The following is a 26175-nucleotide window of genomic DNA, read 5'->3' as shown; positions in this document are numbered from 1 at the left end:
TCTGGCGAATTATTTCAAAAACATTTTTGATACTTTTTCAGCTTTTTTGCTTTCAGAATAGTCGTAGAAACCTTCTCCTGATTTTACTCCCAGTTTTCCTGCTGTTACCATATTTACCAATAGTGGGTTTGGAGCATACTTAGGATTTTTGAAACCATCGTACATTACATTCAGAATAGCAAGACATACATCAAGACCAATGAAATCTGCTAATTGAAGTGGTCCCATCGGATGAGCCATACCTAATTTCATTACCGTATCAATTTCCTCTACTCCTGCAACTCCATTGTAAAGCGTTTCGATAGATTCGTTGATCATTGGCATTAAAATTCTGTTTGCCACAAAACCAGGGTAATCGTTCACTTCTACAGGAACTTTACCTAAAGTTTTACTCATTTCGTAAATAGAATCAAAAGTTTCCTTAGAAGTAGAATATCCTTTGATGATTTCTACCAGCTTCATGATGGGAACCGGGTTCATAAAGTGCATTCCGATTACCTTATCAGCTCTTTTTGTAGCCGCAGCAATTTTAGTGATGGAGATAGAAGAAGTATTGGTTGCCAGAATACATTCGGCAGGTGCCAATTCGTCCATTTGACCAAAGATCTTTAATTTAAGATCAAGATTTTCAGTCGCAGCTTCTACAATCAGATCAGCAGCTCCTACAGCATCATTAAGCGCGGTGAAAGTTGTGATATTTCCTAATGTTTCAGCTTTTTGTTCCTCCGTAAGATTTCCTTTTGCAATGATTCTGTCAAGGTTCGTAGTAATGGTTTTCAATCCTTTGTCCAAAGCTTCCTGAGATACATCTACAAGATTTACTTTGAAACCGCTTTGTGCGAAAGTGTGCGCAATACCATTTCCCATGGTTCCAGCTCCGATAACTACAATGTTTTTGATCATTTTCCTTTATTTTTTATAGATAGTTAAATTTTTTGCGTTGACAAGATCCTGATGATGAGCAATATCCGCAGAATCAAAATATACCATTCCGTTACTTTCCTGTTTCCTGTTATTATTTTGATTGGAAACAGCAGCATTCAGTCCTCGTATCAATCGGCTTTTTTGATTGATCGAAAGAAAGTCCGTACCTACATATACCGTAAATTCGCCCTCTTTTCCCAACCCTTTTTGCATTAGAATTTCCAAACTTCTAATTTGATTTTTCCTTTTAAACTCTTTCAGATAGCTGATAACTGGTTTTTCAGAGGCAGGACCACAACAGACACTTCCATAGCTGATCTTTAAATAGTTTTGATTCTTCTGCGAAAAGAAGAGTGTGAAGCAAAATAAAGCCCCAGCTGATAGTACTTTTTTCATATTGACAAATACAAAGAACCGATACAATTCTTGGCGCTAAAATTAAGCTTAATATTTTATTTATTAAAATTATCCCACACTGTCTTCGAAATATCTGAGATTATTTTGCAGTTTACGGCTTTTGATTCCTAGGAATTACTTATAAATACAGCAATTGCGCAATGTTTTCTGTAGGTAATGTGATGATTATAGTTAGAGTATTGTCATTACTATCGGAATATTTCATTTTGGGAGCGACAGAAATGTTTTTTCATTAGCTGTTCAACAATTTTATTTGTCCCGTTTTAGTTGCCAGCATAGTCTTAGTTAGATAATTCATTAATTTTTTTGTTTCATCGCCAAAGTCTGACAAGTAAAAAACTCTCTTTTGATAACCAGAAGAGAGTTGTAATTTCACTATTTAAAATCTTATCAGAAGAAAAATTAGTACGTGCTATTGATCAGTAGCTAAATAACTTCCTGTTTTTCCATTATTTTACTTCAAAATAATTCAGGTTCGCACCATCATTTTCAAAGACAATTCTGATTTTATTTTCTCCTTTCTGAAGATTAATACTTTTAGCAGAAACGGTTTTCCAATTTTCATTTCCTCCTGTAGAAGGAAGAGAAACTGTTGCTAAGTTTTTCCCTGAAGCTGTTTCAATTCTTATTTTTGAATCTTTAGGTGAAGAATATCGGAAGTCAAAACTATAACCTTTCGTTGCCTTTGCAGTAAATGTATATTGAAGCCATTCTCCGGATTCTGTTTTTCCCACATAATATTGATTCGTTATCTTATCATTACATTTATAAATATCAACCCCGTCATTTCTCATTTGCTGTCCGGAGTTCCACTCTGATCTTTTTGCCGGATCACTTACCCAAAGATTGATGAAATCCTTATCCTGATACGCAGAACCTATTCTTCCGAGATCATACTCTGTTGCAAAAATCTTTCCTGGAATAGTATGATTTTTAAAAGGTTTTGTAGAACTATCAGTAACCTGTCTGAACATGGCATCGATAACATCATTTTTAACTTCCACATTATTAAATTTATAATGATCAGCAATTTGCATCAAAGCTTTAGTGGCGTATTCTTTCGATGGTTTTTCGCCTCCATTTTTCCAATATTCCAGCAGCTTTTCATATTCAGGTGTGGTTTTCACATTCGCAATTCCTGCAATATTATCAATCTTTTTCATAGGCCAGAATGCATAGCCAATATTATGCTGATCCAAAAGCTGTATCAGTTCCGTAAACCAGACATTTGAGTTTTCCCCTGTTTCACCCAGCCAGATCGGCATATTATATTTTTCTCTGAGATCTAAGACCGCTTTTATCGTTGGCTCGTCATTATAATTCCAGTATTTATGAAAACTGAAAGCCATATTGTTATCCCAGATAGGAATTAATCCATTATAATTATTACCCCAGCCGTTTCCTTCAATAAAAATAATGTGCTTTTGATCTACTTCCCTGATCGCTGTAGTAATATCCTTCTGTAATTTCCAAAGAGGAGCATTAGACATTTCATCAGTTCCATTTGGATTTTTCCCTGTAAAATTGATATTAGGCTCATTGATGAGGTCATAGCCACCAATCCGTGGGCTGTCTTTATAACGTTCTGCCAGTTTTTTCCATAACGCGATAGTTTTTTTCTGATTCTCTTCGTTCTCCCAAAGAGACGGTTTAGATTTATCATTATCAGAAATATTAACATCATTTCCCTGACCTCCCGGTGCAGCATGCAGATCAAGGATCAAGTATATCTTATTATCAGCACACCACTGAAGAAGATCATCAGTCATTTGAAAACCCTCTTCCAGCCAGGTATTTTTACCCTTCACAGGTTCTTTTTCAATAGGAAGTGTGTAGAGATTATAATGCATTGGAAGTCTTATAGAATTGAAACCTGCTTTTGCCAGAAAGTCAATATCCTGTTTTGTAATACCATTTTTTAAATAAGCTTTATAAAAGTTATTCATTCCATCTTCACCTATCAGCTCTGCAATCTTTTCCTTAATTTTATATTGAGGTCCTGCAAAATCTGCAGTTTTCAGCATATAGCCTTCCTGGAGCATCCATCCTCCTAAGCCAAGACCTCTTAACTGAACATTTTCACCTTTATCATTAATGATTTTTTGTCCTGAAGTCTTTAACAATTGCGATGTCCCAAATTGAGACAATAATAAAGCGGATAATAGAATGGCTCTTTTCATAATTATTTTGATTTTTTAATAGTAAAGGGAAGTTTTTTTAGAATTTAATCATAATGAATGGTAACGTCATAATAAGAATCTACATTAAGACCACTTATTTTGCCGGGAATCCATTGCGTATGTAAAACAAAATCTTTCAATTGTTTATTGAATTGTTTTTCAAATATATTGTTTTTTTTGTTCTGAAATACGCTTTCTAATGATAAATCTTTAATATTTCCTTCTTTAGTAAGAATAAAATTTGCAGAAGTATAGGAATAATACTCTTCGTTTTTTCTGATATAATCTTTGGGAGTAGGGTATTTTGAAAAATAATCAGCTTTTATCTTATCAAATTGATTATTTATTGTTGAATTTGGATATCTGGAAGATTCATCACAATATTCATAAGAAAAAACTTCTTCAGGATGGCTTTTTATAAAGTTCTGTTTTGCAATATATTGTAAAGAATCAATAAATGATTTTCCAAACTTCTGTTGAATAAGCCTGTTCATCTCAATCTCCTCACAATTTTCATATTGATCATTGGGAAATCTGACACATAATACAGGAAGTTTCTTAACCTTTATATGTTGTTTTTCAAGCAACCTAATGAACTCGTCTTCACCAAGACTATTAATATAATCCATACCGGAGAAGATGGTCCATGTATAATTCTTGTAATCAAACTGGTTTTGCGCTTGTTTTTTATTGAATTCACAATCTATCTCGTAACCATTCTTCTTCTGATTACAAGATAGAATCGTGATGACTGCTGGGAATAATATGGCAGTCTTTATATTCATTTAGCTGATAAGCTTCATAATTTCTAAAGCTACTTTCAGTGCTTCAGTTCCGTCTTCAAGAGAAACTTCTACATTTTTATCACCTGTAATTGCGTCAGCGAAAGAGTTTAATTCATCAAGAATTGCATTATTAGGCTGAATATTCGGGTATTCAAACAGAATCTGATTCTTCTCACCCTCAGCATTTTCAATAATCATATCAAATGGAGTAGGGCTTTCAGGGGCATCTTTCATTCTGATAACTTCCGCTTTCTTTTCTAGGAAATCTACAGAGATATAAGCATCTTTCTGGAAGAACCTGCTTTTTCTCATCGCTTTCATAGATATTCTGGAAGTGGTAAGGTTTGCAACACATCCGTTTTCAAATTCAATTCTTGCATTGGCAATATCCGGTGTTTTACTTACTACGCAAACTCCACTTGCATGAATGTTTTTCACTTTAGACTTGGCAATACTTAATAGAATATCAAGATCGTGGATCATAAGGTCCAATACCACAGAAACATCAGTTCCACGAGGATTAAACTCCGCCAGCCTGTGAATCTCAATAAACATCGGATTGTTGATGTATTCTTTTGTCGCAATAAAAGCAGGATTATATCTTTCAACGTGTCCTACCTGAGCTTTAATACCGTTTTCCTGGCACAAACGAAGGATTTCCTGTGCTTGCTCCAATGTTTGAGTAACCGGTTTTTCAATAAAGAAATGCAGCCCCTTTTCAATTGCCTTTAAAGCATAATCATAATGATAAACTGTAGGAGTAACAATATCAAGCATATCGATCTGCTCCAATAATTCATCAAAATTTTCAAAATATTTATAACCGAATTCGGCTTCTAATTTTTTTCCGTTTTCAACATCTTTATCATGGAAACCTACAAACTCATATCTATCTGACTGATTAAGAAGTTTTAAATGTATCTTTCCCAAGTGTCCGGCACCTACCAAACCTGCTTTTAACATAGCTGTATTAAATTTTTGTAAAGATAAGAAAGATGTTAGATTCCTGAAGGCAGAAATTGGCTTTTTGTGGATAATTCTTTTCAGTAATCCCTGAAATCTCAAATCTAATTTCTTACTTTTGTCACATGCAGGATTCGTTTGTACATAAAGGAAAGAGAAAGAATTTAGTAGAATATCTCCGATACAGAATCGGGATTTCGGATGAAAATGTACTTTCGGCAATGAATGAAATTCCGAGACACCTTTTCATTGAAAGTATTTTTGAAGATTTTGCCTATGAAGACAGGGCATTTCCCATTCTGGCACATCAAACAATTTCCCATCCCTCAACGGTAGCGGAGCAATCTGAACTGTTACAGGTGAAAGCAGGAGAAAGAGTATTGGAAATCGGAACAGGATGTGGATATCAAACCGCTGTTTTATTGGCAATGAAAGCGCATGTATTCACAGTAGAAAGACAGAAGGATCTGTTTGACTTTTCCAAAAATAAATTAAGAGAACTTGGTTTATATCCGAAATTTCAAAGCTTTGGGGATGGTTTTGCAGGGCTCCCTACTTTTGCTCCTTTCGATAAAATCATTGTAACCTGTGGAGCAGGAACCTTACCTACAGAACTTTTAAAACAATTAAAAGTAGGCGGAAAAATGGTCATTCCATTGGGTCCTACAGATGAGCAGGTTCTTTACAGATTTACAAAAGTAGGTCCTACAGAATTTGAAAAAGAAGAGTTCGGAGCTTATAAGTTCGTTCCAATGCTGGGAAATACAAATCAATAGAAAATAAAACACTGAATAATAGTAATATCCAGATAATGAACTGATCCAAAACACAGTTCCATATTTTTAATCAGAATAAAATATCCCTAGTTTATAATAATATAATATTTAATATTCGTGCATCCGTGGCAAAAAAGCTTAACAGCAGAAATATATTCATTAGTGTAGCATTGGCAAAAATATATTCACATAATTTAATGTTTTTTAATAAATTTTAGTTCTGCTTCGGAATAGAAATTGGACTCTTTCAACCACAAACCACTTAAAATCTTATGATTATGGATACGAACAGATTCAAAGCTTCACACGATTTTAGTAATGTTGAAAAAAACCTGCAAAATAATCCGGGATACCATGCAGAAAGCTATTCCCAGCAGGTGAAAGACTACATTAATGATATGAAAAGTAAGAATCAGGAAGCTACCAAACAGGGATTTATGGCACAGGCGCAGAAGTCGGCAAAAGAAGTATGGGAAGAGATCCAGGATATAGCTTCTGAAGCATGGGAAAAAAACGAAGAACATTCGGGTGAAAAGAAATAGTTTTAATATTAAAGTTAATAACCTTACTTCTTGCAAGTGAGGTTTTTATTTTAAACAAAATATAGTAATATGAAGGTTTTTATCAATAAAAAAATTCCTCAAGTTGGGCTCGAAATACTGAAAGAAGCGGGTTTACAGATCACACTTCCTGAAAATGAAAACTTATCTTATGAAGAATGGCTGACATATTGCCAAAATACAGATACAATTCTAAGTATTGGTGGTGATTTTAAATATGATAAAGTTTTCTTTGATGCTTGCCCGAATATTAAAGCAATTGCGTTGTATTCTGTAGGCTTTGACCATGTAGATATTAAAGAAGCCAATCAAAGGAGCATTCCAGTAGGAAATACCCCGGACGTGCTGAGCAGAGCGACTTCCGATGTTGCTTTTCTGTTAATGCAGTCGGTAGCAAGACTTACAAGTTATAATTTTCAAAAAGTAAAAGATGGAAAATGGGGAGGTTTTGATCCATTACATGCTTTAGGACAGGAGCTTTATGGTAAAACTCTTGGGGTTTTCGGTTTAGGAAGAATCGGGTATCAAATGGCTGAAAAATGTAGAAAAGCTTTTGATATGGAAATCATTTATCATAATCGAAGTCACCATGAAGAAGCAGAAAAAGAGCTTGGAGCGAAGTATGTTTCTTTTGATGAACTGATCAGAAACTCAGATGTACTAAGCGTGCATGCTAATTTTACACCTGAACATAAAGAACTTTTCAACTATTCTGTATTTGAAAAAATGAATTCTAATGCAATTTTTATTAATACAGCGAGAGGAGGTTTTCAAAACGAACAGGATTTATACAAAGCCTTAACCGAAAGAAAAATTTGGGGAGCAGGTCTGGATGTTACCAATCCGGAACCTATGTCAGCAGATAATCCTCTTCTTGGGTTATCCAATGTTTGTGTATTGCCTCATATTGGTTCCGCTACTATTGAAGCCAGAAATGGGATGGCAAAGCTTGCCGCAGAAAATATTGTTGCTTTTTCAAATGGAGATAAAATGCCATATTGTGCCAATCCTGAAGTTTATGCTGATCATCCATAATAAGTTGGAATTATTTTTGTTCTCAATATATAAACCTTAAAACCCAAATATCATGGCACCGGAAAACAATATTAATGAGCAGAACAAAAGGTTGGAGCGCATGGATTATGATCCCAACGAAGATATATTTAAAAGAGAAAAACATATCCCGCTTGATGGAGACGGAAACCCCATCTTTAATGAAGATATTGATGAAGATAAACTGGATAAAGGATTAGATATCCCCGGTGCAGACGAAGATGATGATATGGAAGAAATTGGAGAGGAAGATGAAGAAAACAACTATTGGAGTCTTAGTGATAATGCAGATGACCACGAAGAAGAAAATGATGATGTTTTAACTTAAAACTTGAGTGTCTTATAGAATAATATATAGCCTTACTGATTTTCAGTGAGGCTTTTATTTTCCGTATGATAACGTTGTCTTGTAAGAATAAATTCCCCTCCTCTGGAGAGGTGGATTCAAAAATTATTCAATTTTTGAAGACGGGATGGTTCCATACTGTGTAATAATAAAATTCTCCAGCTTCATCATTACCACTCCCGGATTATTCCTAATATCAAAATCCGTAATCCTAAAAACCAATAATCCTAACGATTCTAAGTATTCCTGTCTGATCCCATCATAAATTTCTTTCTTATCATGACTAGAGCCATCAATTTCAATAATTAACCCCAATGCTTTTACATAGAAATCAACAATGTAATTTCCAATAATTCTGTGCCTGTCAAAATCAATTTTATGAAATGTTTTTGCCCGGACTTTTTTCCAGAAAATGACTTCACCTAATATCCGCGCCTTACGTTTTTCTTTTAGTAATGATTTTAATTGAGGATTGTAAGGTAGGTTTTCTACAAAGTTCTTTTGAATGTGAATTCCATTAATGGATGTTATTGTTTCCAAATATAGCATTAAAAAATACTGTCGATTATATTTTCACAGGATTGATAATCAGTTTTTTCTCCTTTTCTTATTTTGTATTTTTGCTTTTACCCTCTTTTGTTGTCTATTTTTCATATTTTAAATATCTTTAAGACTTCAAACATTGTTTAAAACATAGAACTTTAAATAGCAATATGACATTTCAAGAACAGATACAGCAGGGGATTCCTAATCAGCTGCCACAACCAAAACCATACGAAACCAATATCAATCATGCTCCAAAGCGTAAAGAAATATTAGGAGAAGAAGAGAAAAAGCTGGCATTAAAGAATGCTTTACGTTATTTCGATCCAAAGTTTCATGCAGAGCTGATTCCTGAATTTAAGCAGGAGTTAGAAGATTACGGAAGAATTTATATGTACCGTTTTCGTCCGGATTATGAGATGAAAGCGAGATCTATTGAAGATTATCCTGGTAAATCTGAGCAGGCAAAGGCAATTATGCTGATGATTCAGAATAATCTGGATTATGCAGTTGCTCAACATCCTCATGAATTGATTACTTATGGTGGAAACGGGGCTGTATTCTCTAACTGGGCACAGTATCTGTTGACGATGAAATATCTGTCTGAAATGACCAATGAGCAGACGTTAGTAATGTATTCAGGACATCCGATGGGATTATTCCCTTCTCATAAAGATGCGCCAAGAGTGGTCGTAACAAACGGAATGATGATTCCTAATTACTCTAAACCGGATGATTGGGAGAAATTTAATGCGCTTGGAGTGACTCAATACGGGCAGATGACAGCGGGAAGTTATATGTATATCGGTCCTCAGGGAATTGTTCACGGGACTACCATTACAGCTTTAAACGCTTTCAGAAAAATCAATAAAGATCCAAAAGGAGGGCTTTTCGTTACTTCAGGTTTAGGAGGAATGAGTGGAGCTCAGCCAAAAGCTGGAAATATTGCCGGCTGCGTTACCGTATGTGCGGAAGTGAATCCAAAAATTACCAAAATCCGTCATGATCAGAAGTGGGTAAACGAAATCTATGAAGATCTTGATGCATTGGTAAAAAGAGTAAGAAAAGCACAGAAAAACAAAGAAACTGTTTCCTTGGCTTATCTTGGAAATATTGTTGACGTTTGGGAAAAATTTGACAAGGAAGATTTAAGAATTGATATTGGCTCAGATCAGACTTCGCTTCACAACCCTTGGGCTGGTGGATATTATCCGGTAGGACAAAGCTTTGAAGAATCCAACAAAATGATGGCGGAAGACCCTGAATTATTCAAAGAAAAAGTTCAGGAAACATTGAGAAGACATGCTACAGCAATCAATAAACATACAGAAAAAGGAACATACTTCTTCGATTACGGAAATGCTTTCTTGCTGGAAGCTTCCAGAGCCGGAGCAGATGTAATGGCAGATAATCCTACATTGGGTAGAGAATTCAAATATCCTAGCTATGTTCAGGATATCATGGGACCTATGTGTTTCGATTACGGATTCGGTCCGTTCCGTTGGGTATGTACAAGCGGAAAACCGGAAGATTTACAAAAAACTGATGATATTGCATGTGCAGTATTAGAAGAAATGATCACAAACTCTCCTGAAGAGATCCAGCAGCAGATGAAGGATAATATTCAGTGGATTAAAGGAGCGCAGGAAAATAAATTAGTTGTAGGTTCACAGGCAAGAATTCTTTATGCAGACGCAGAAGGAAGAATGAAAATTGCAGAAGCGTTCAACAAGGCAATTAAAAATGGTGAAATAGGTCCTGTAGTGTTAGGGAGAGATCATCATGATGTTTCCGGTACAGATTCTCCTTACAGAGAAACTTCCAATATCTATGATGGCTCAAGATTCACAGCAGATATGGCAATTCACAACGTTATCGGAGACAGTTTCCGTGGTGCAACGTGGGTTTCTATCCATAATGGTGGTGGAGTAGGCTGGGGAGAAGTAATCAACGGAGGTTTCGGAATGCTATTGGACGGTAGCGAAGATGCCGACAGAAGATTAAAGTCTATGTTGTTCTGGGACGTGAATAACGGAATTTCAAGAAGAAGCTGGGCAAGAAATGAAGGTGCTATTTTTGCTATTAAAAGAGCTATGGAAGCGGAACCCAATCTAAAGGTAACTCTTCCTAATCTTGTAGACGAAAACTTACTATAAACTTAAAAGAATTAAACATTGGCAAGTATCAACAAAAAACTGTTTTCACATCTCCATGTAGAGGATAGTGATCCTGTTTGGGGAAAATTTGCCGAGGTTGAATTTTCAAAGAAAAACATATTTTCGGACAATAAAGCCTATCTCCTTGAAGATGGGCTTGTTCGTAAATATTACATCAACAAAACCTCAGACATCGATACTGAAGTTTGTGCAGAATTTTACTTTCCCGGTGATATTTTTACCGTTGGAAAACATGGTTCCGAAGGTGTTTATGAGTCTATAAACAATGGTCTTGCCTGGGAAATCACCTTAGATGAGGTAAAAGAAATGTTTCTCATCAATCCCCAATGTAGATTTGTACAAAATTACTACCTGAGCAAAAAACTGAGCGCAGCAATGAAACGCGAAATGCTGTTGCTGAAAAATACTCCTCAAGATCTTTACGAATACCTTTTAACCAATAAACCGCATTATATTCAGAATATTCCTCTGAAATATCTTGCTTCTTACATTGGGATTACTCCTATCTCTTTAAGCAGAATCAGAAAAAGGATTACTTAAAGACTGGAAGCTTGAACATGGAAGCGGGGAGTTATCGAGGTTATTATAAACTATCTCACGCTTTAATATGAGATATTCTTTTATAAACGCAAAGTTTCAATTTAAATATATATTATTTTAAGTGAGCTAAGAGTGAATCGATTTTTAATCGATTTGATGAAGCGTGCTGTATCCATCAGCTTAGTCAACGGCTTTGCCGCCATCTTTGCTCCCTTAGATTTTACAGGTTAATGAATAAACTTTGCGTTTAAAAAATATACGTATGATTCATCAATTCAAGAAAACTATCAGAAATTATAGGACGATAATTAACTTCCAGCTTCAAGCTCCCATCTTCCAGCCCAATTAATTATCTTTTGTTTATTGACTGACCCTCCATAAGTCTTTTCCTTTGTCAAAAAAAGAAGTTATGGAAATACAAAAACTAAACTGGGCAGGAATAAAGTTGATCTCGAACAACAAAACCATCTTAATAGATGCTGTAGAAGATTTCTCCTATTATAAACCCGTTTTGGGAGATGCAGTAGAAGAAGTAATTAAATTTTCAGATCTTGTACAGGCAGATTATATCTTGTTTACTCATTTACATTTAGACCATTTCGATAAAGGAGTGATAAAAAAATGTTTGAAAAAAGAAGGTAAACTAATTGTTTATTCAGCGCTTGAGCCTTTTGTAAGAAAGCATCTGGAAGATATTGAAATCATAGTTCTGAATTTAGATGAAACTTTTACAGAAAACGAAATAAGCTTCAAACCTGTATTTGCAATGGATGGAGTAGGTGAAATACAATCTTCATGGATTGTGGAAGATACAACTATCAAGATTTTCCACGGCGGAGACACCATCTGGCACAATCAGTTCTGGAAGATTGGTAAGGAGAATGAAAATATAGATTATGCATTTTTACCCGTAAACGGAGTTGTGGTAAATTTTGAGATCATAGGTCTGGAATACAGTCCGATTCCTGCTTCCCTTGATCTGAAGGAAGCCTTTGCAGCAGCTCATTTACTTCATGCTAAAACGCTTGTTCCTATACATTACGGTTTATTTGCTCATGAGCAATACTATATTCCGCAATTCTTTGATGAAAATGATCTACAAAGAGTATCTGAAGAGATAGGACAAAAATATACAATGCTGAAAGACGGAGCAATATTGGCGAAATCCTAAATGATAATAATTTTGAAAGAAATATATTTAAAATTCAATACAAATGTGCTTTAGCCCATTTTATTCAATCCGTATTATAATGGACATTAGCCAAAACTTACAATAAGTTTGATCCTATTGATGATTGATTATGGTGGATATTTTTTTATTATGCTAAATTGTTGGAAAATCGCAAAGGCGCAAAGGTTTTGAATTTTATGATGTTTTAAGGCGCAAGAAAATCAAAGATTTTCAGCAAGTATTACGCTGAGATTTTTAAGCCACTAATGCACTAATAAATGATTCGTGCATTGGTGGCTAATCTACAAACTGAGTTTTGAATAATAGCATTTAGAATATTCAATAGGAACGGGCTTTAGCCCGTTTTCTTCAGTCCGTATTACAATGGGCTTTAGCCAAAATTTACAATAAGTTTTGCTAAAGCCCGATCCTATTGATGGTTGATTACGGTGGATATTTTTTTATTATGCTAAATTGTTGGAAAATCGCAAAGGTGTAAAGATTTTTTATTTAATAATCTTTGTGATTTTCTTGATTTTTATAATCATCAAATTCTTTCATTAATTGTCCGTTTTCATAAGTGATGATTATATGAAAGTTTTCATCAATTTTAATTGATATAAAATCATCTTCTTTACTATTATCATTTTTGAAATTCCAATAAGCTGAAAAATTAACTTTGCCTGAGGCTATTGCTGTTTCTGTATGCCCATCATATTGTTTATATGGATATTCATAATTTTCAAAGTCACTTTTTGTTTGATAGTATTTTTCATTTATTTCACTTTTAATTTGTTTATATAAATCAATTGTTCTACTCTCTAAGCTAGCTTTTATAAAAACCATTGCCCTACAGAATTTATCTTGGAAGAAATGCATGGCAATAAATGTAGTTTCATATCCAGCAAATTTTATTTTATCAATGATTAGTGAGGTGTGGTTACTGTTTTCCGAATCAATAACTCCATTTCTTTCTTCTATTTTTTCACTGACTTTTTCTTGGCTTTCCCCAAATGAAATATTAAGAAAACCATTAATTTTTAAATTCATATTTTATTTTTAGATGATAATGACAAGAGCTTTAACCAAAATTTACAATAAGTTTTGATAAAGGTATAATGCTCTGTTGTAGCATTCAAATATAGTTTTCCAAATGTAAAAAACTAAGGTTATGAATAGTTACGGTTTCCCATAATTTGAATATGTTTCCCCAGCTTCTCCGGAACTCTAAAACAATAGTAAAACAAACTTACCGAATTCTCGGTTTGTTAAAAACAAGTATGTATGTTACTTCCCGAGATCTTGGAAAGTAACCTGCAAGTTGCGAAAGATCTTTGGAGAAGTTGGGAGGAGTGTTTTAAGTTTGTTTGTCACTAAACAACTTTTTTATATATTTGATTGTTAATTCATTAAAAAAACACGAATGAAAATTGCACTCACTGAACTGAGTACTAGAGATCTTGCGACTTTAGCTCAAAGAATTATTTCTAACGCCCAATCCGGCAAATATCCTGTTATTAAAAATCATCCTCTTGTAGAAGCTTTGGCGTCTTCATATGCAGAATATGATAAGGTGTATACCAAACAGATATACAGCGGAAAAGGAACAGATGTGGCAACAGCAGACCAAGAAAGGGATGTCGCTTACAGAAACCTGAAAGCTTTCTTGAATGGCTACAGAAAGCTAGCATCTGCCAAGAATTACCAAGCCGCAGAAGAACTGTATCTGGTCTTTAAGAGTTTTGGACTGAACTTAGATAGGCTAAGCTACTCTTCCCAGACCGCACAAATGAAAAAACTGATAGAACAATTGGAAGTTCCGGAAAACAAACAGAAGATAACTCTTCTTGACTTAGAAAATGCTCTGGTTGAGATGAAAGATAAACAGGCTGCCTTCGAGAGTGTGTTTGCAGACCAAGCAGTAGCCAATGCAGATCTTCGGCAGATGACAAGCGCAAGTGCTATCCGTAGAGATCTGGAAAAAACCTTGAAATCTTATTTCAACCTGTTAATGGCTATGAAAGATGTATCTGGATGGGAACTTTTTTATAATGATAGCAATGAGCTGGTGAAGGCTGCAAAAAACTCTTCGCTAGCAAGGAAAGATAGCGGTGATTCTGTAGTAAAGAAATAATTTTTTGTTGGAAAATCGCAAAGGCGCAAAGGTTTTGAATTTTATGATGTTTTAAGGCGCAAGAAAATCAAAGATTTTCAGCAAGTATTACGCTGAGATTTTTAAGCCACTAATGCACTAATAAATGATTCGTGCATTGGTGGCTAATCTAAAAACGTTGTACAATTTTATCTTCGATAAAATCTTTGCGCCTTAAGGCAGTCATTTTTTAATATTATTTGCGCCTTTGCGATTCCCAACAACAGCACAAAAAAACTCAGCAAACATGCTGAGTTTATTATTTTTTCTTAAGCTCAATAATTTCTTCCTGCAATCTTTGGTTTTCCTTTCTCAGAAGTTCAATTAATTCTCTCTGACTTTCTAAAAGGAACTCCGGTACATTACAGTAATAATTTCCACTTACTGTTCCAATGTTATTACTATTTGTGTTATTTTCAAAATGATTCACTTGTTTAGCTTCCTCTTCTTCAAAGATTTCCTCTACAGAAACCTCCAGGAAACGGGCAAGCTTTTCCCATTCTTCTTTTCTTATAGATACATCACCACTTTCTTTTCTGCTGTAGTTAGAAACATCTGTAGCAATAAAATCAGCAACTTGCTGTTGTGTGTAGCCTTTTCTTTTTCTTACGTTGCGTAGTTTTTCTTTTTGCATGACCCGTATTTTCTACAAATATGCAAAATATTACGCAAAGAAAAAATGAGGTATTGTCTTTTTGTTGGAAAATCGCAAAGGCGCTAAGATTTTTGAATTTTATGGTGTTTTAAGGCGCAAGAAAATCAAAGATTTTCAGCAAGTATTACGCTGAGATTTTTAAGCCACTAATGCACTAATAAATGATTCGTGCATTGGTGGCTAACCTAAAAACGTTGTACAATTTTATCTTCGATAAAATCTTTGCGCCTTAAGGCAGTCTTTTTTATATCACTTGCGCCTTTGCGATTTCCAACGTAATACACTTATATTCCAAAACAGAGATTGCTTAGCTTGCTTGCAAAGATTTTCAGCAAGTATTACGCTGAGGCTTTTAAGCCACTCATGCACTAATAAATCATCTGTGCGTTAGTAACTAATCTAAAAACAGTATTTTTTACCGGTTATTCTAAAGTTTATTATTTTTGAGGGCATAACAATCACCAAAGCACAATATGTTTGATGAATAAATTTGTTTTTATTTTTACTTTACTGTCAATTACTCAGGTTCGTTTTATCTGTGGTGTTAAAGATGGTCCACCCCCAACTAGCAAAGATTTAGCCTATGAGGATATTATAAGTGAAGTTCCGTATGAGCGTCAATTCTTAAACAAAGAGAAATTGGAAATATATCAGCATACGCAGAGATATGAATACCATAGAACAAAAGATTTGGACTTTCTGTCTAATAGAGGATATATCCTGATCGTTTTAGGAAAATACAATGAGGCAATAAAGCAGCTTAAAGAAATTGAATCTATACAACCCGGCAGATATTCTACCTATTCCAATATGGGAACAGCTTTTGAAATGGCAGGCAATAATACAGAAGCTATTCAATGGATTGAAAAAGCTTTAAAAACAGATCCTAAGGGACATCTATCTTCAGAATGGATTCATATTAATATTCTGAAAACTCATATAAAAGGAGACCGCTATATCTCCTCGATGAATCTTATTGGACAAGATTTTGGAAATGAAGAATCTCCAAAGTCCCGCCTTACTCCAAATGAACTTAAGATTCTCAAAATACAGCTTTATGACCAAGTGAAAGAAAGAATGTCTTTAGTAAAGCCCAAAGACAAAATCATAGCCCGGCTTTTGTTTTATCTGGGAAATGTTACTTTTTTAGAAGGTAAGAAAAAAGATGCAATGGAGGAGTATCAGCTGGCAAAAGAGTATGGGTTTGATGATCCTATTTTGAATAAAAGGCTATATCTGTATCCTTCTGATCTGTTAAGAATAAATGAAAAAGATGCGATTCATGCAGCAGATACCAAAGAATTTCGTGGGATAGTAGTTGGTGTTTCCTTAACGGCACTTTTGCTATCCGCACTCATCATCTTTATTTTCAGAAAAAAAGTTGCTTTAATGATTAAGTAAATCAATGCATGTCTTAGAATACATGAATGTTCATATATTATCATTATCTATGACTAAATATAATTGCCACCAATACACTGTTAATTATTCGTGCATTGGTGGCGATTATTTTATTATTTGATTTTGAAAGCTTAACTTTTTACAGCCTGAATAGCCGCAGCATAGTTTGGCTCCTGAGAAATATCCGGCACCTGTTCTTCATAGATAATATTTCCTGAAGGATCGATAACTACTACAGCTCTGCTAAGAAGACCTTTCATAGAAGACTCTACCATTTCCACTCCATAGTTCCAGCCGAAATCTGAACGAAAATCAGAAAGCATCACCACATTATCTATACCTTCAGCCCCACAAAACCTCTTTTGAGCAAAAGGTAAGTCTTTGGAAATACAAAGAACAACCGTGTTGGGAAGGTTTGCAGCTTCTTCATTGAAATGATGTACAGATGCAGAACAAACCCCAGTATCTACACTTGGGAAAATATTCATTATAACATATCGTCCTTTATAAGCCTCTAACGTTTGGTCATTCATATTAACGTCTGTAAGAGTAAACTTTGGTGCCGGTTTATTAAGGGCTGGTAATTTGGCATAAGTACGTACAGGCTCTCCTTTAAGAAGAACAGTATTGATGGCTTTATTACTTTGAGCAAAACTAAATGCAGATAAGCAGAATAGTGTACTGAAAATTACTTTTGAAAACATTGAAAATTTATTTTTAACAAAATTATTCTTTTTTCGGTTAGCCACATTAATTTTAGTTCAAATAGCTTGTAAATAGAGCAAATCTATTGAATCACTATCCCGAAACTGAATTTTTCCCTCTACCTTTATTATACAAAAATGATAGTTACATTATTAAATAATAAAGCATATGAATTCAGCAAACAACCCTTCATTTCATATTTTTAAAAGCGAAAGCGAAATTCCCGAAGAATACAAAGTTCCAGAAATACATCAAAAAGTTTATCTTCTCAATGGAGAACTGGTAGAGTGGAAGGGAGAAACTCAAAATATTTATTCCCCGGTTTGCATTCCTACAGAAAACGGATTAGAAAGGAAACTGTTAGGCAGTATCCCGAATATTGGTCCTGATGATGCAATGGAAGTTTTGGAAGCTTGTGTAAAGGCTTATGATAACGGACTTGGAGAATGGTCAACAATGTCTGTGGAAGGAAGAATCAAATGTATGCAGAAATTTGTTTATCTGATGATTCAGCAGCGTGATCTTGTCATTAAATTATTGATGTGGGAAATTGGGAAAACACTTGCCGATTCTACAAAGGAATTTGACCGTACGGTAGATTATATCAATCAGACTATAGATGCACTCAAGGATTTGGATAGAGAATCTTCCCGTTTTCAACAAGCAGAAGGAACCATTGCACAGATTAGAAGAGCACCACTTGGAGTTGTATTGAGCATGGGACCATTCAATTATCCGTTGAACGAGATTTTTACAACTTTGATCCCAGCATTGATTATGGGAAATACGATTTTATTTAAACTTCCCAAGCATGGCGTATTGGCACATTATCCATTATTAAATGCTTTCAAAGAGGCATTTCCGAAAGGAACTGTGAATACTTTATACGGTAAAGGGTCAGAGATCATCACCCCCATTATGGAAAGCGGAAAAGTGAATGTTCTGGCATTTATTGGTTCAAGTAAAGTAGCCAACGGATTGAAGAAACTGCACCCGAAAGTAAACCGCTTGAGAGCCATTTTAAGTCTTGATGCAAAAAATGCTGCGATTGTTACAAAAAATGCCAATCTTGATGTTGCCGTAAGTGAATGTATTTTAGGTGCTCTTTCTTTTAATGGTCAGCGTTGTACAGCTTTGAAACTGATTTTTGTTCAGAAAGACATTGCCGAAGAATTTACTACGAAGCTCAGTGAAGCTGTTTCTGCTCTAAAAGCAGGATTACCATGGGAAAAAGACGTTAAAGTAACACCTCTTCCTGAAGTGAATAAACCGCCTTATCTACAGGAATGTATTGAAGACGCTTTAGCAAAAGGAGCCACTGTTCTGAATAAAGACGGTGGGTATACGGAAGAATCCTTTGTGTTCCCGGCTGTGGTATATCCTGTAAACAGTGATATGAAACTATATCATGAAGAACAGTTTGGTCCGGTAATTCCTGTGGTGCCGTTTGAAGATATTGAGGAACCTATAGAATATCAGGTAAATGCCTCTCATGGGATGCAGGTAAGTATTTTCAGTGAAGATGCAGAAGAAGTTGCAAGGCTGATAGATCCGTTTGTGAATCTCGTAAGCCGTGTGAATATTAATTGCCAGGCACAACGCGGTCCGGATGTATTTCCATTTACAGGAAGAAAGGATAGTGCGGAAGGTACACTTTCTGTTTTTGATGCATTGCGTTCATTCTCAATACGATCATTGGTGGCGGCAAAACTTACGGAATCGAACAAAAAATTATTAAATACTATTGTGAGAGATCATGATTCAAACTTTTTAAGCACAGATTATATTTTCTAGTATAAATCTCAAGCTGTATTTAACATAAAATAAAAATCCTTAATTAACTTCGCTGTTCTTTAGGGATTTTTTAATTTAATGGCTTGAATTAGAATTTTTGTGTTATAATAAAGGTGAAATTTTTATAAAGTTTCACACAAAGGATTAGTGTTTGAATCATGCCTGGATCGGAAAAAGAATTTTTAGAGAAAATTGAAAAGCATAAAGGTGTTATTTTCAAGATCTCTAAAATGTATATGGATAATAAAGACGATCAGAATGATCTCTATCAGGAGATTATTTATCAAGCCTGGAAATCGTATGGAGATTTTCAGAGGAGAAGTGATTTCTCTACCTGGCTCTATAGAACTGCGCTAAATACAGCAATTGTTTTCCTGCGAAGTGAAAAAAAACGTAGTTTTATACAGAATCAGAATATTGATGGATTAAATGCCAAGCAAGAGCCTTATAATGATACGGATGATAAAAATATGAAGCTGATGTATGAAGCTATTCATCAACTGAGCCCGATTGATAAAGCTTTGATTTTTTTCTTTCTTGAAGATTTTCCCGGAAAAGAAATAGCCCTCCAACTAGGAATCACGGAGGTAAATGCAAGAGTAAAACTGAAAAGAGCAAAAGAAAAGCTGAAAGACATCATCGCAAGACAAAGGGTAGATTCAAATTAAGAGATAAATACATGGAACTAGATAATTTAAAAGAACTTTGGAATAAAGATACAGGACAGGATCAACCTGAGATTTCCCTGGAAAAACAGCGTGAGATTCATTCCCCGATTCAGATGTTAAAAATTAATATGAAGACTGAGTTTTGGCTTATGCTTATCACATTACCATTACTTTTTACCAGTGTTCCTTTTGCTTCTACAGATTCTAATATCAAAACTATATCTGCATTTGTCACGATTCTTACAGTGGCTTTTATAGTATATTTTTATTCCCGTTTTCTTAAGCTTTATAAATTGCTTCAGAAAAATAGTATTAATACAAATTACGATCTGTTTAATCTGAAAACCCAGCTTCTTATATCGAAAGAAATTTACATTTCATACTATATTTCCTATATTCCGCTTGCCTTCCTTTTATCTCTAATTAAGATTAATTTTCATTTTGATATGGAATATAATCTTGCCATCTTCGGAATCAGTTTTCTGATTACTTTACTGTTGGTTTGCTTTATCATTAAGTATTGGATTTATTACATGTATGGCAGATATATAGATGATGTAATAAATCTGGTAGATGAGCTGAACGGATTGGAGGTGAAGCCTAAGAGCGAAAAGAAAAAAACCTGGTTTGAAAGATCACAAAAGTTTTTCATGAATAAAATGGGCGTTAAAGGAAATATCTTAAATACTGTTATTTGGTTTGTTTCCGTGTATATATTTATCATTTTATTTCTGACCCTTGTTCTTCTCATCATTATTATCATTGGAGCAAAATTAGATTTTATTGATATAGTAAGCTTACAAAGAGCTTTAGATAGAGTAAATTAAGTTAATAAGATTATATTTCCAAAATAGAAAAAGAGCCGGACGAATTTTTGTCCGGTTTTATTGTTTATGATGTAACATTTTCCATTTTTCTCTACTAACTAAGAAAATTATTTCGACTTGTACTATTCTAAGAAATAGTAAAAACTCAAAACACAATGAGGACCTGACAGTATTTCTGTTGGGTTTTTTATTTTTTCAAATATTCTGTAACAATTTTTTAAACGAAAACTAACTCCATAAAGTAACAAGCTATGACCTTAGAAGAGCAAGAGTTTATCCATCCAATAAAAATGTATAAAGGAATTATTTTAAAGACTTCTAAGAAGCGTAATCTTTTATAGTTTCGGCGGGCTGAAAGCCCGCCGAAACTTGTTATGATATAAATAAATGATTAATTCTTTTCCTTTTCCTTAGCGATTTCATCTTTGATCCAATCCAGTTGAGGATCCTTTTTATCAATAATATCCTGCATGCTTTCCTTAATTGATACATCAGGAACAACGCCTTTTTTAGAATCTGAAAATTCAATATTAGGCTGTACCAGCAGCAAACCGATAGGAAATCTGATTTCTGAGTTCGGAAGCTTCTGATAAGAGTAAAATCCGGCAACAGTTCCGTCGTTGGCACCACCTGTTTCCTCACCGATCAAAGTGGCTCTCTTATCATTTTTCAGCTTTGCCGTAATGATGGAAGATGCAGAAAAACTTCCACCGTTGATCAGTACGAATACCTTTCCATTGAAAGCTTCTTTATTAGGTTTCATGAGTTTGTCAGCTTTCATTTTATAAAAAACTTTTCCCTCTTTCTTATAAGTGCTGAATGCCTGAGCAAAGAAATAACTTGGATAGGCAATACTCTTGAAAGCAAATTCCAAGGGGGTGGTTTTCCTGAAGTAATTCGTTCGCAGAGGAATATCTCTTGATGTAACCTGCGATGGTTTTATCAGGGTAAATGGCTTGTCTGCAAGGTAAGAATACAGGTTATTAATCTCATAAAGAGAACCTCCGTAATTGTTACGAACATCTATGATGAGGTAAGATGACTTTGCTTTTTTGATCTTTGAAAAGGTCTTTTTATAAAACTCATCGGAATACTCTCTTGAAAAGCTTTTCACCTTTATATAGGCAATAGTGCTGTCTTTATCCAAAAATCTAAAACTTCGGTTATAGGAGTTGCTGGAAGCTACATAATCATTCAGTTTTCTTTCCTGAGTACGTTTTTTCATTTCCTTATCTTTTTCAAGATCAGTATCAGATTTAGACTCTCTCGTTAAAGTATATATATGTTTTTCACCTTTATAGAGCGTTTCCAGAGTCACCTTGTTTTCCAGTCCGTTTTCTGCTGTATAATAATTAAAGAACAAATCCTTTAAAAAATAAGGCTGGAACGTTGTATTATAACCATCACTGCTGATGAGTCTTCTGTATTTTTTTATATAAGTGGAAACAGGGACATTATTGATCGATAAAATCTCTGTTCCGGGTTGAATATTTTCAATAGAATCATTGTTTTGAATAATATACATCTGATCATCAGAAATATAATATTCAAAACGACTGAACAGTCCTTTTTGCTGTTCTAATTTTTTAATCTCACTTTTAGTAAATTTCTTTCTGGGTATTCTTAATGAAAGATGCCCTTCGCGGATATCAGCAATTACAGGCTGAAATCTAAAATAAAACTGAAGTGGAGTAAGAGGTTCTGTAAGAGTTTGTTTTAAGCTGTCAAGTTTATATTCTAATTTCTGTTTAGGAATGTACCAATACAGTTGAGGGTGCATTTTCTGTAGCTTTGTATAAGCATAATCCACATCCTCTTTAAGCTGTTCCGGGGGAATGTATGAAGCTCGCTGTTCGTTATGTCTTTTGATGGATGCACATGACGAAAGTGTTGCTAAAATAAATATTATCGAATAATTTTTCAATATATCTTTGAGTTTTTAAGCCGCTAAAATAGAAAGTTTAAAGTTAATCATCACTTAAATGAATAATAAATTTTCTGAAATTCATGATAAATTTAGTTAAAAAAAGACACTCAATGAGCACATATTTTCATTTATAGATAAAAGTCTATAAATTTGATGCTTATTTGTTGAATGATGTATTGGATTGTCGCGATTGTCGCTGTATTGATTATATCCTATTTTATAGTGATAAATGGAAAAGCTTTTGGGGGAGTTCCGAAAGGAAAACGATTGGAAAGAATCAGAAGGTCAAAACTTTACAGGAAGAATAAATTTCAGAATATCAGTTACACTCCATCCATTGCGGAGGGATATAATATGACCAAAGTAACTTTTGATTTCTTTTTTGGAAAGAAAGATCCTTTATTGAAACCTCTTAAAGAAATACCTTCAATTTATACAGATTTAAAAAAAATAAATAAAAATCAGGATGTTTTCATTTGGCTGGGGCATTCATCATATTACTTGCAGACTGACGGAGTATCCTTTCTTATTGACCCGGTATTAAGTCTTTATGGTTCTCCTTTCAAGTATTTCAATAAAGCATTTAAAGGCTCAGATATTTTCAAACCGGAAGATATTCCTGATCTGGATTATCTGGTAATTACACATGATCATTTTGACCATTTGGACTATCCCACGGTAAAGTCCATCAAATCCCGAACAGGAATGGCTATTATTCCATTAGGAGTAGGAGTACACCTGGAAAGATGGGGATACCCAGAAAATAAACTGATCGAAGAAGAGTGGGGAACTGAAGTTGAACTTAAAAATAATATAAAACTCACATTTACTCCAGCCAGACACTTTTCCGGAAGAAGAGTAAAGCAGAATGACACCCTTTGGACTTCTTACGTACTTGAAACACCTACAAAGAAAATCTTTTTGGGCGGCGACAGCGGCTATGACTCCCATTTTAAGATGATTGGAGAAAAGTATGGACCTTTCGATTATGCCATTCTCGAAAATGGACAGTATGGTGAAGCATGGCGGTACATTCATGCATTACCGGAAGATGTAATTCAGGCTGCAATAGATGTGAAGGCAGAGCATATCATTCCTGTTCATGCTGCAAAATTTGCCCTTGCCCTTCATCCGTGGAATGAGCCTTTACAAAAGATTACAAGTCTTGGTAAAGAAAAAGGGTTACACATCCTTACTCCGATGATTGGAGAAGTAGTAAATTTAAACGGTTCGGATCAAAAGTTTTCTGTTTGGTGGGAAGAATGATCAGGCATGCCAGATATCCTTATATCTTCTGGGATGGTTTTCAAATTGTTGACGAACGAAATCGCATTCAGGGTCTACAAGCAAATCTTTTTCTTCCGCATAGCGTACCAGCTCATCCAATAATAATTTGGCATATCCTTTCCCTTCACGTTCTTCGTCAAGCTTGGTATAATATACAATAAGAAGTCTTCCATCAACCTCTATGGACATATATCCTGCTTTTTTTTCGTCAATAAATAGCTGCAATTCATCCTGATATGGAGATACCATAAATTTTATATTTTCCATAATGATAAAGATTTGGTTGAATAAAAAATAACTTTGAGAAATATCAAAAGTAATCTCTCCATTAAAATTACAAAATTAATTGATACGATGTAAAGCTTTTTAGGAATCTTAACGAATTTTATAAGGATAGAGTAAAAAGTTAAAATAAAATAGAATTTTATGATGAGAACTGCTGATAAGAAATGATCAATTCAGCCGCTAAGCAATTATAATAGATCTTTGTATTAATATCATATCAATATAAGTGAACTTTAGCCCAGCTTGTTTAATAATCATTAAAAAATTAATACCTTAAAATTTTTAAATTATTAACCCAAAAAGTACTGTAATAACGTAAATTATTTTAAAGATAATCAGGTATTTAGGGTTTTGTTAACAAATATTGGCAATTCTCTATAATAATTGGCACCTTAATTGACTATGTCAATATGTTTAATTTAAAAGAGGAATGAAATGAAAAATTTTTTGCTAACAGCATTTTTGATTGGGACGTTTAGTCTAAGCTATGCCCAATCAGATTATTATAATGATTACAGAAGGAGTATTTCGGATGTTAACTGGCAAAATGTAATCACAGATTTGGTGCTTTCCAGTGTGCAGGCAAAACAAATCTATTTACTAAATGACAGATACCGTGATTATGATACCTGGAACAGAGCCTATGTAGTAGATCCGGGAAGATGGAGAGGCGACAGGTATTCTGAATTGGAAAGAATTCTTGGAAGAGAAAAATATATTGTCTTTAAAAAGAAATATTACAGAGGACAAAATCCTGTGATTGTATACGGAAGAAGTAAGAATGATTATAAAAACTACAAAAAATACCGTAAAGAGCAGGACAAATACTATAAAGAAAGAGCAAAAGAATACAAAAAAGAGCATAAACACCACGGTCATGACCGTTGGGACTAGACCATTATCAACTATATATATCACTATTTAAATGGCTGGCATTAGTGTCGGTCATTTTTATTTAATAATAGTTTTTAAAAAAGATAGATAACTTTTAATGTCACTAAAAGACGACTATATAAATATACATGGATTGATAAAAAAGGAGTTTTTATGTTTCCACCCTTATCTTCTATCTTTTAAGAATCGCAACAGTTTTATATTTTAATTTGTTTGAATTTTATAACTTTGAAGTATGAAAACAAGCGAATCGTTAGAAGGCTTTTACGAAAGGAATGCTCCAGATCATTATTTACAAGGTCTGGGTACAATGGGAATGGGACATTTTAATGTTTTTTCAAGAGAACATTGCGCTCTGCTGTCACCATATAGCAGAAGGGATTATTATAAAATATCACTGATCATCGGAAAGGGAAAACTCCATTATGCTGATAAATGGATTCGTGTAGATCGCCCGGCGTTGTTGTTTTCAAACCCAATAGTTCCTTATTCCTGGGAAGCTGATGATGAAGATCAGAAAGGTTGGTTTTGTCTTTTTACAGAGTCGTTTTTACAGAATGGAAGCCGTTTGGGAAACCTTCAGGATTCCCCTCTTTTCAAAATTGGTGGAACTCCCGTATTCTTTGTGGATGATGAGCAGAAAGAAATTCTTTCTGATTTGTTTACCAAAATGATGACCGAAATTCAATCAGATTATGTTCATAAATATGATATGCTCAGAGCGTATCTCCATCTTATGATTCATGAAACGATGAAAATGCATCCGGCAGAAACTTTTGAACCTTATCAGAATGCTTCACAAAGAGTTGCATCTTTATTCATGGAATTATTGGAAAGGCAATTTCCCATTGACAGCCCGGAAACATTTTTAAAATTAAAAACTCCTAACGACTATGCTCAAAGCCTTTCTATTCATGTGAACTCTTTAAACCGTTCAGTAAAAGAAATTACCGGAAAAACAACCAGTCAGCAGATTACAGGACGAATTATTCAGGAAGCAAATGCTTTACTCACCCATACGGATTGGAATATTGCAGAGATTGCTTATGGGTTGGGTTTTGAAGAACCTGCTTATTTTACGAACTATTTTAAAAAACAAACCGGAGTAACACCCAATGCTTTGAGATCAAGTATTGTTTGAAATT

General features: G+C 34.4%; 26 protein-coding genes and 1 pseudogene. 15 read left to right on the top strand and 12 right to left on the bottom strand.

Going from position 1 to position 26175, the window contains the following annotated elements; genetic code table 11:
* Positions 1–9: 9 nt before the first annotated feature.
* The 6 genes and pseudogenes from AC5YGG_RS15750 to AC5YGG_RS15725 form a co-directional block, all read right to left on the bottom strand.
* Positions 10–900, bottom strand: a complete 891-nt coding sequence (locus tag AC5YGG_RS15750) for a 3-hydroxybutyryl-CoA dehydrogenase (RefSeq protein WP_496145532.1) — start codon at positions 898–900, stop codon at positions 10–12.
* Between the two features lie 9 nt (positions 901–909).
* Positions 910–1320: a hypothetical protein gene (locus AC5YGG_RS15745; protein ID WP_496145412.1), complete on the bottom strand. Its 411-nt coding sequence runs from the start codon at positions 1318–1320 to the stop codon at positions 910–912.
* 56 nt (positions 1321–1376) lie between these two features.
* Positions 1377–1651: pseudogene (locus AC5YGG_RS15740) on the bottom strand (hypothetical protein); the annotation flags it as partial.
* A gap of 139 nt (positions 1652–1790) precedes the next feature.
* Positions 1791–3521 (bottom strand): cellulase family glycosylhydrolase, encoded by a 1731-nt coding sequence (locus AC5YGG_RS15735; protein ID WP_496145411.1) that lies wholly within the window; start codon positions 3519–3521, stop codon positions 1791–1793.
* Positions 3522–3565: 44 nt separating this feature from the next.
* The gene (locus tag AC5YGG_RS15730) at positions 3566–4306 is read right to left on the bottom strand and encodes a hypothetical protein (protein ID WP_496145410.1); all 741 of its coding nucleotides are present in this window, start codon (positions 4304–4306) and stop codon (positions 3566–3568) included.
* Positions 4307–5269, bottom strand: coding sequence for a Gfo/Idh/MocA family protein (locus AC5YGG_RS15725; protein WP_496145409.1), 963 nt, complete (start codon positions 5267–5269; stop codon positions 4307–4309). It lies immediately after the preceding gene.
* 125 nt (positions 5270–5394) lie between these two features.
* Between AC5YGG_RS15725 and AC5YGG_RS15720 the strand changes: the two genes are divergently transcribed.
* The 4 genes from AC5YGG_RS15720 to AC5YGG_RS15705 all read left to right on the top strand — a co-directional run bounded on the left by AC5YGG_RS15720 (position 5395) and on the right by AC5YGG_RS15705 (position 7986).
* Positions 5395–6045 carry a protein-L-isoaspartate(D-aspartate) O-methyltransferase gene (locus AC5YGG_RS15720; protein ID WP_496145408.1) on the top strand — a complete coding sequence of 217 codons (651 nt, stop codon included), beginning with the start codon at positions 5395–5397 and terminating at the stop codon, positions 6043–6045.
* A gap of 278 nt (positions 6046–6323) precedes the next feature.
* Complete coding sequence (locus tag AC5YGG_RS15715; protein WP_496145407.1) at positions 6324–6587, top strand: prevent-host-death protein; 264 nt, start codon at positions 6324–6326, stop codon at positions 6585–6587.
* A gap of 69 nt (positions 6588–6656) precedes the next feature.
* A complete protein-coding gene (locus tag AC5YGG_RS15710; protein WP_496145406.1) occupies positions 6657–7640 on the top strand; it encodes a 2-hydroxyacid dehydrogenase in 984 nt (327 codons plus the stop codon).
* A gap of 52 nt (positions 7641–7692) precedes the next feature.
* Entirely contained in the window at positions 7693–7986 is a 294-nt protein-coding gene (locus AC5YGG_RS15705; protein ID WP_496145405.1) for a hypothetical protein, read from the top strand.
* A gap of 123 nt (positions 7987–8109) precedes the next feature.
* On the opposite strand, the gene AC5YGG_RS15700 is transcribed toward AC5YGG_RS15705, so the two are convergent.
* Complete coding sequence (locus AC5YGG_RS15700) at positions 8110–8544, bottom strand: endonuclease domain-containing protein (protein ID WP_496145404.1); 435 nt, start codon at positions 8542–8544, stop codon at positions 8110–8112.
* 173 nt (positions 8545–8717) lie between these two features.
* Between AC5YGG_RS15700 and hutU the strand changes: the two genes are divergently transcribed.
* The 3 genes from hutU to AC5YGG_RS15685 all read left to right on the top strand — a co-directional run bounded on the left by hutU (position 8718) and on the right by AC5YGG_RS15685 (position 12435).
* Positions 8718–10703 carry a urocanate hydratase gene (gene hutU / locus AC5YGG_RS15695; protein WP_496145403.1) on the top strand — a complete coding sequence of 662 codons (1986 nt, stop codon included), beginning with the start codon at positions 8718–8720 and terminating at the stop codon, positions 10701–10703.
* A gap of 18 nt (positions 10704–10721) precedes the next feature.
* Entirely contained in the window at positions 10722–11264 is a 543-nt protein-coding gene (locus AC5YGG_RS15690; protein ID WP_496145402.1) for a Crp/Fnr family transcriptional regulator, read from the top strand.
* A gap of 409 nt (positions 11265–11673) precedes the next feature.
* A complete protein-coding gene (locus tag AC5YGG_RS15685; protein WP_496145401.1) occupies positions 11674–12435 on the top strand; it encodes an MBL fold metallo-hydrolase in 762 nt (253 codons plus the stop codon).
* A 510-nt stretch (positions 12436–12945) separates the two neighbouring features.
* Here the strand turns inward: AC5YGG_RS15685 and AC5YGG_RS15680 are convergent.
* A complete protein-coding gene (locus tag AC5YGG_RS15680) occupies positions 12946–13485 on the bottom strand; it encodes a hypothetical protein (RefSeq protein ID WP_496145400.1) in 540 nt (179 codons plus the stop codon).
* A 373-nt stretch (positions 13486–13858) separates the two neighbouring features.
* Here AC5YGG_RS15680 and AC5YGG_RS15675 point away from each other — a divergent pair, with 373 nt between their 5' ends.
* Positions 13859–14569, top strand: coding sequence for a DUF6261 family protein (locus AC5YGG_RS15675; RefSeq protein ID WP_496145399.1), 711 nt, complete (start codon positions 13859–13861; stop codon positions 14567–14569).
* Between the two features lie 277 nt (positions 14570–14846).
* Here the strand turns inward: AC5YGG_RS15675 and AC5YGG_RS15670 are convergent, their stop codons facing one another.
* Complete coding sequence (locus tag AC5YGG_RS15670; protein ID WP_496145398.1) at positions 14847–15221, bottom strand: helix-turn-helix domain-containing protein; 375 nt, start codon at positions 15219–15221, stop codon at positions 14847–14849.
* A 501-nt stretch (positions 15222–15722) separates the two neighbouring features.
* Here AC5YGG_RS15670 and AC5YGG_RS15665 point away from each other — a divergent pair.
* The gene (locus AC5YGG_RS15665) at positions 15723–16643 is read left to right on the top strand and encodes a tetratricopeptide repeat protein (protein ID WP_496145397.1); all 921 of its coding nucleotides are present in this window, start codon (positions 15723–15725) and stop codon (positions 16641–16643) included.
* Between the two features lie 131 nt (positions 16644–16774).
* Here the strand turns inward: AC5YGG_RS15665 and tpx are convergent, their stop codons facing one another.
* Complete coding sequence (gene tpx, locus AC5YGG_RS15660; RefSeq protein WP_496145531.1) at positions 16775–17275, bottom strand: thiol peroxidase; 501 nt, start codon at positions 17273–17275, stop codon at positions 16775–16777.
* A 241-nt stretch (positions 17276–17516) separates the two neighbouring features.
* Between tpx and AC5YGG_RS15655 the strand changes: the two genes are divergently transcribed.
* The 3 genes from AC5YGG_RS15655 to AC5YGG_RS15645 all read left to right on the top strand — a co-directional run bounded on the left by AC5YGG_RS15655 (position 17517) and on the right by AC5YGG_RS15645 (position 20637).
* Positions 17517–19142: an NADP-dependent glyceraldehyde-3-phosphate dehydrogenase gene (locus tag AC5YGG_RS15655; RefSeq protein ID WP_496145396.1), complete on the top strand. Its 1626-nt coding sequence runs from the start codon at positions 17517–17519 to the stop codon at positions 19140–19142.
* A gap of 158 nt (positions 19143–19300) precedes the next feature.
* Positions 19301–19810, top strand: coding sequence for an RNA polymerase sigma factor (locus AC5YGG_RS15650; RefSeq protein WP_496145395.1), 510 nt, complete (start codon positions 19301–19303; stop codon positions 19808–19810).
* Positions 19811–19821: 11 nt separating this feature from the next.
* Positions 19822–20637 carry a hypothetical protein gene (locus AC5YGG_RS15645; protein ID WP_496145394.1) on the top strand — a complete coding sequence of 272 codons (816 nt, stop codon included), beginning with the start codon at positions 19822–19824 and terminating at the stop codon, positions 20635–20637.
* 391 nt (positions 20638–21028) lie between these two features.
* On the opposite strand, the gene AC5YGG_RS15640 is transcribed toward AC5YGG_RS15645, so the two are convergent.
* Entirely contained in the window at positions 21029–22561 is a 1533-nt protein-coding gene (locus tag AC5YGG_RS15640; RefSeq protein WP_496145393.1) for a S41 family peptidase, read from the bottom strand.
* A 171-nt stretch (positions 22562–22732) separates the two neighbouring features.
* Here AC5YGG_RS15640 and AC5YGG_RS15635 point away from each other — a divergent pair, with 171 nt between their 5' ends.
* Positions 22733–23830, top strand: coding sequence for an MBL fold metallo-hydrolase (locus AC5YGG_RS15635; protein ID WP_496145392.1), 1098 nt, complete (start codon positions 22733–22735; stop codon positions 23828–23830).
* Here the strand turns inward: AC5YGG_RS15635 and AC5YGG_RS15630 are convergent, their stop codons facing one another.
* Positions 23831–24118, bottom strand: coding sequence for a GNAT family N-acetyltransferase (locus AC5YGG_RS15630; RefSeq protein WP_068943752.1), 288 nt, complete (start codon positions 24116–24118; stop codon positions 23831–23833). It lies immediately after the preceding gene.
* Between the two features lie 453 nt (positions 24119–24571).
* Here AC5YGG_RS15630 and AC5YGG_RS15625 point away from each other — a divergent pair, with 453 nt between their 5' ends.
* The gene (locus AC5YGG_RS15625) at positions 24572–25030 is read left to right on the top strand and encodes a hypothetical protein (protein ID WP_496145391.1); all 459 of its coding nucleotides are present in this window, start codon (positions 24572–24574) and stop codon (positions 25028–25030) included.
* A 235-nt stretch (positions 25031–25265) separates the two neighbouring features.
* On the top strand, positions 25266–26171 hold the full coding sequence (locus AC5YGG_RS15620; protein ID WP_496145390.1) for a helix-turn-helix domain-containing protein: 906 nt from the start codon (positions 25266–25268) through the stop codon (positions 26169–26171).
* Positions 26172–26175 lie beyond the last annotated feature (4 nt).

The organism is Chryseobacterium sp. CS2K3 (genome assembly GCF_059515185.1).
The sequence above is the reverse complement of the archived record's forward strand: the minus strand, read 5'-3'. Positions and strand labels throughout refer to the sequence as shown.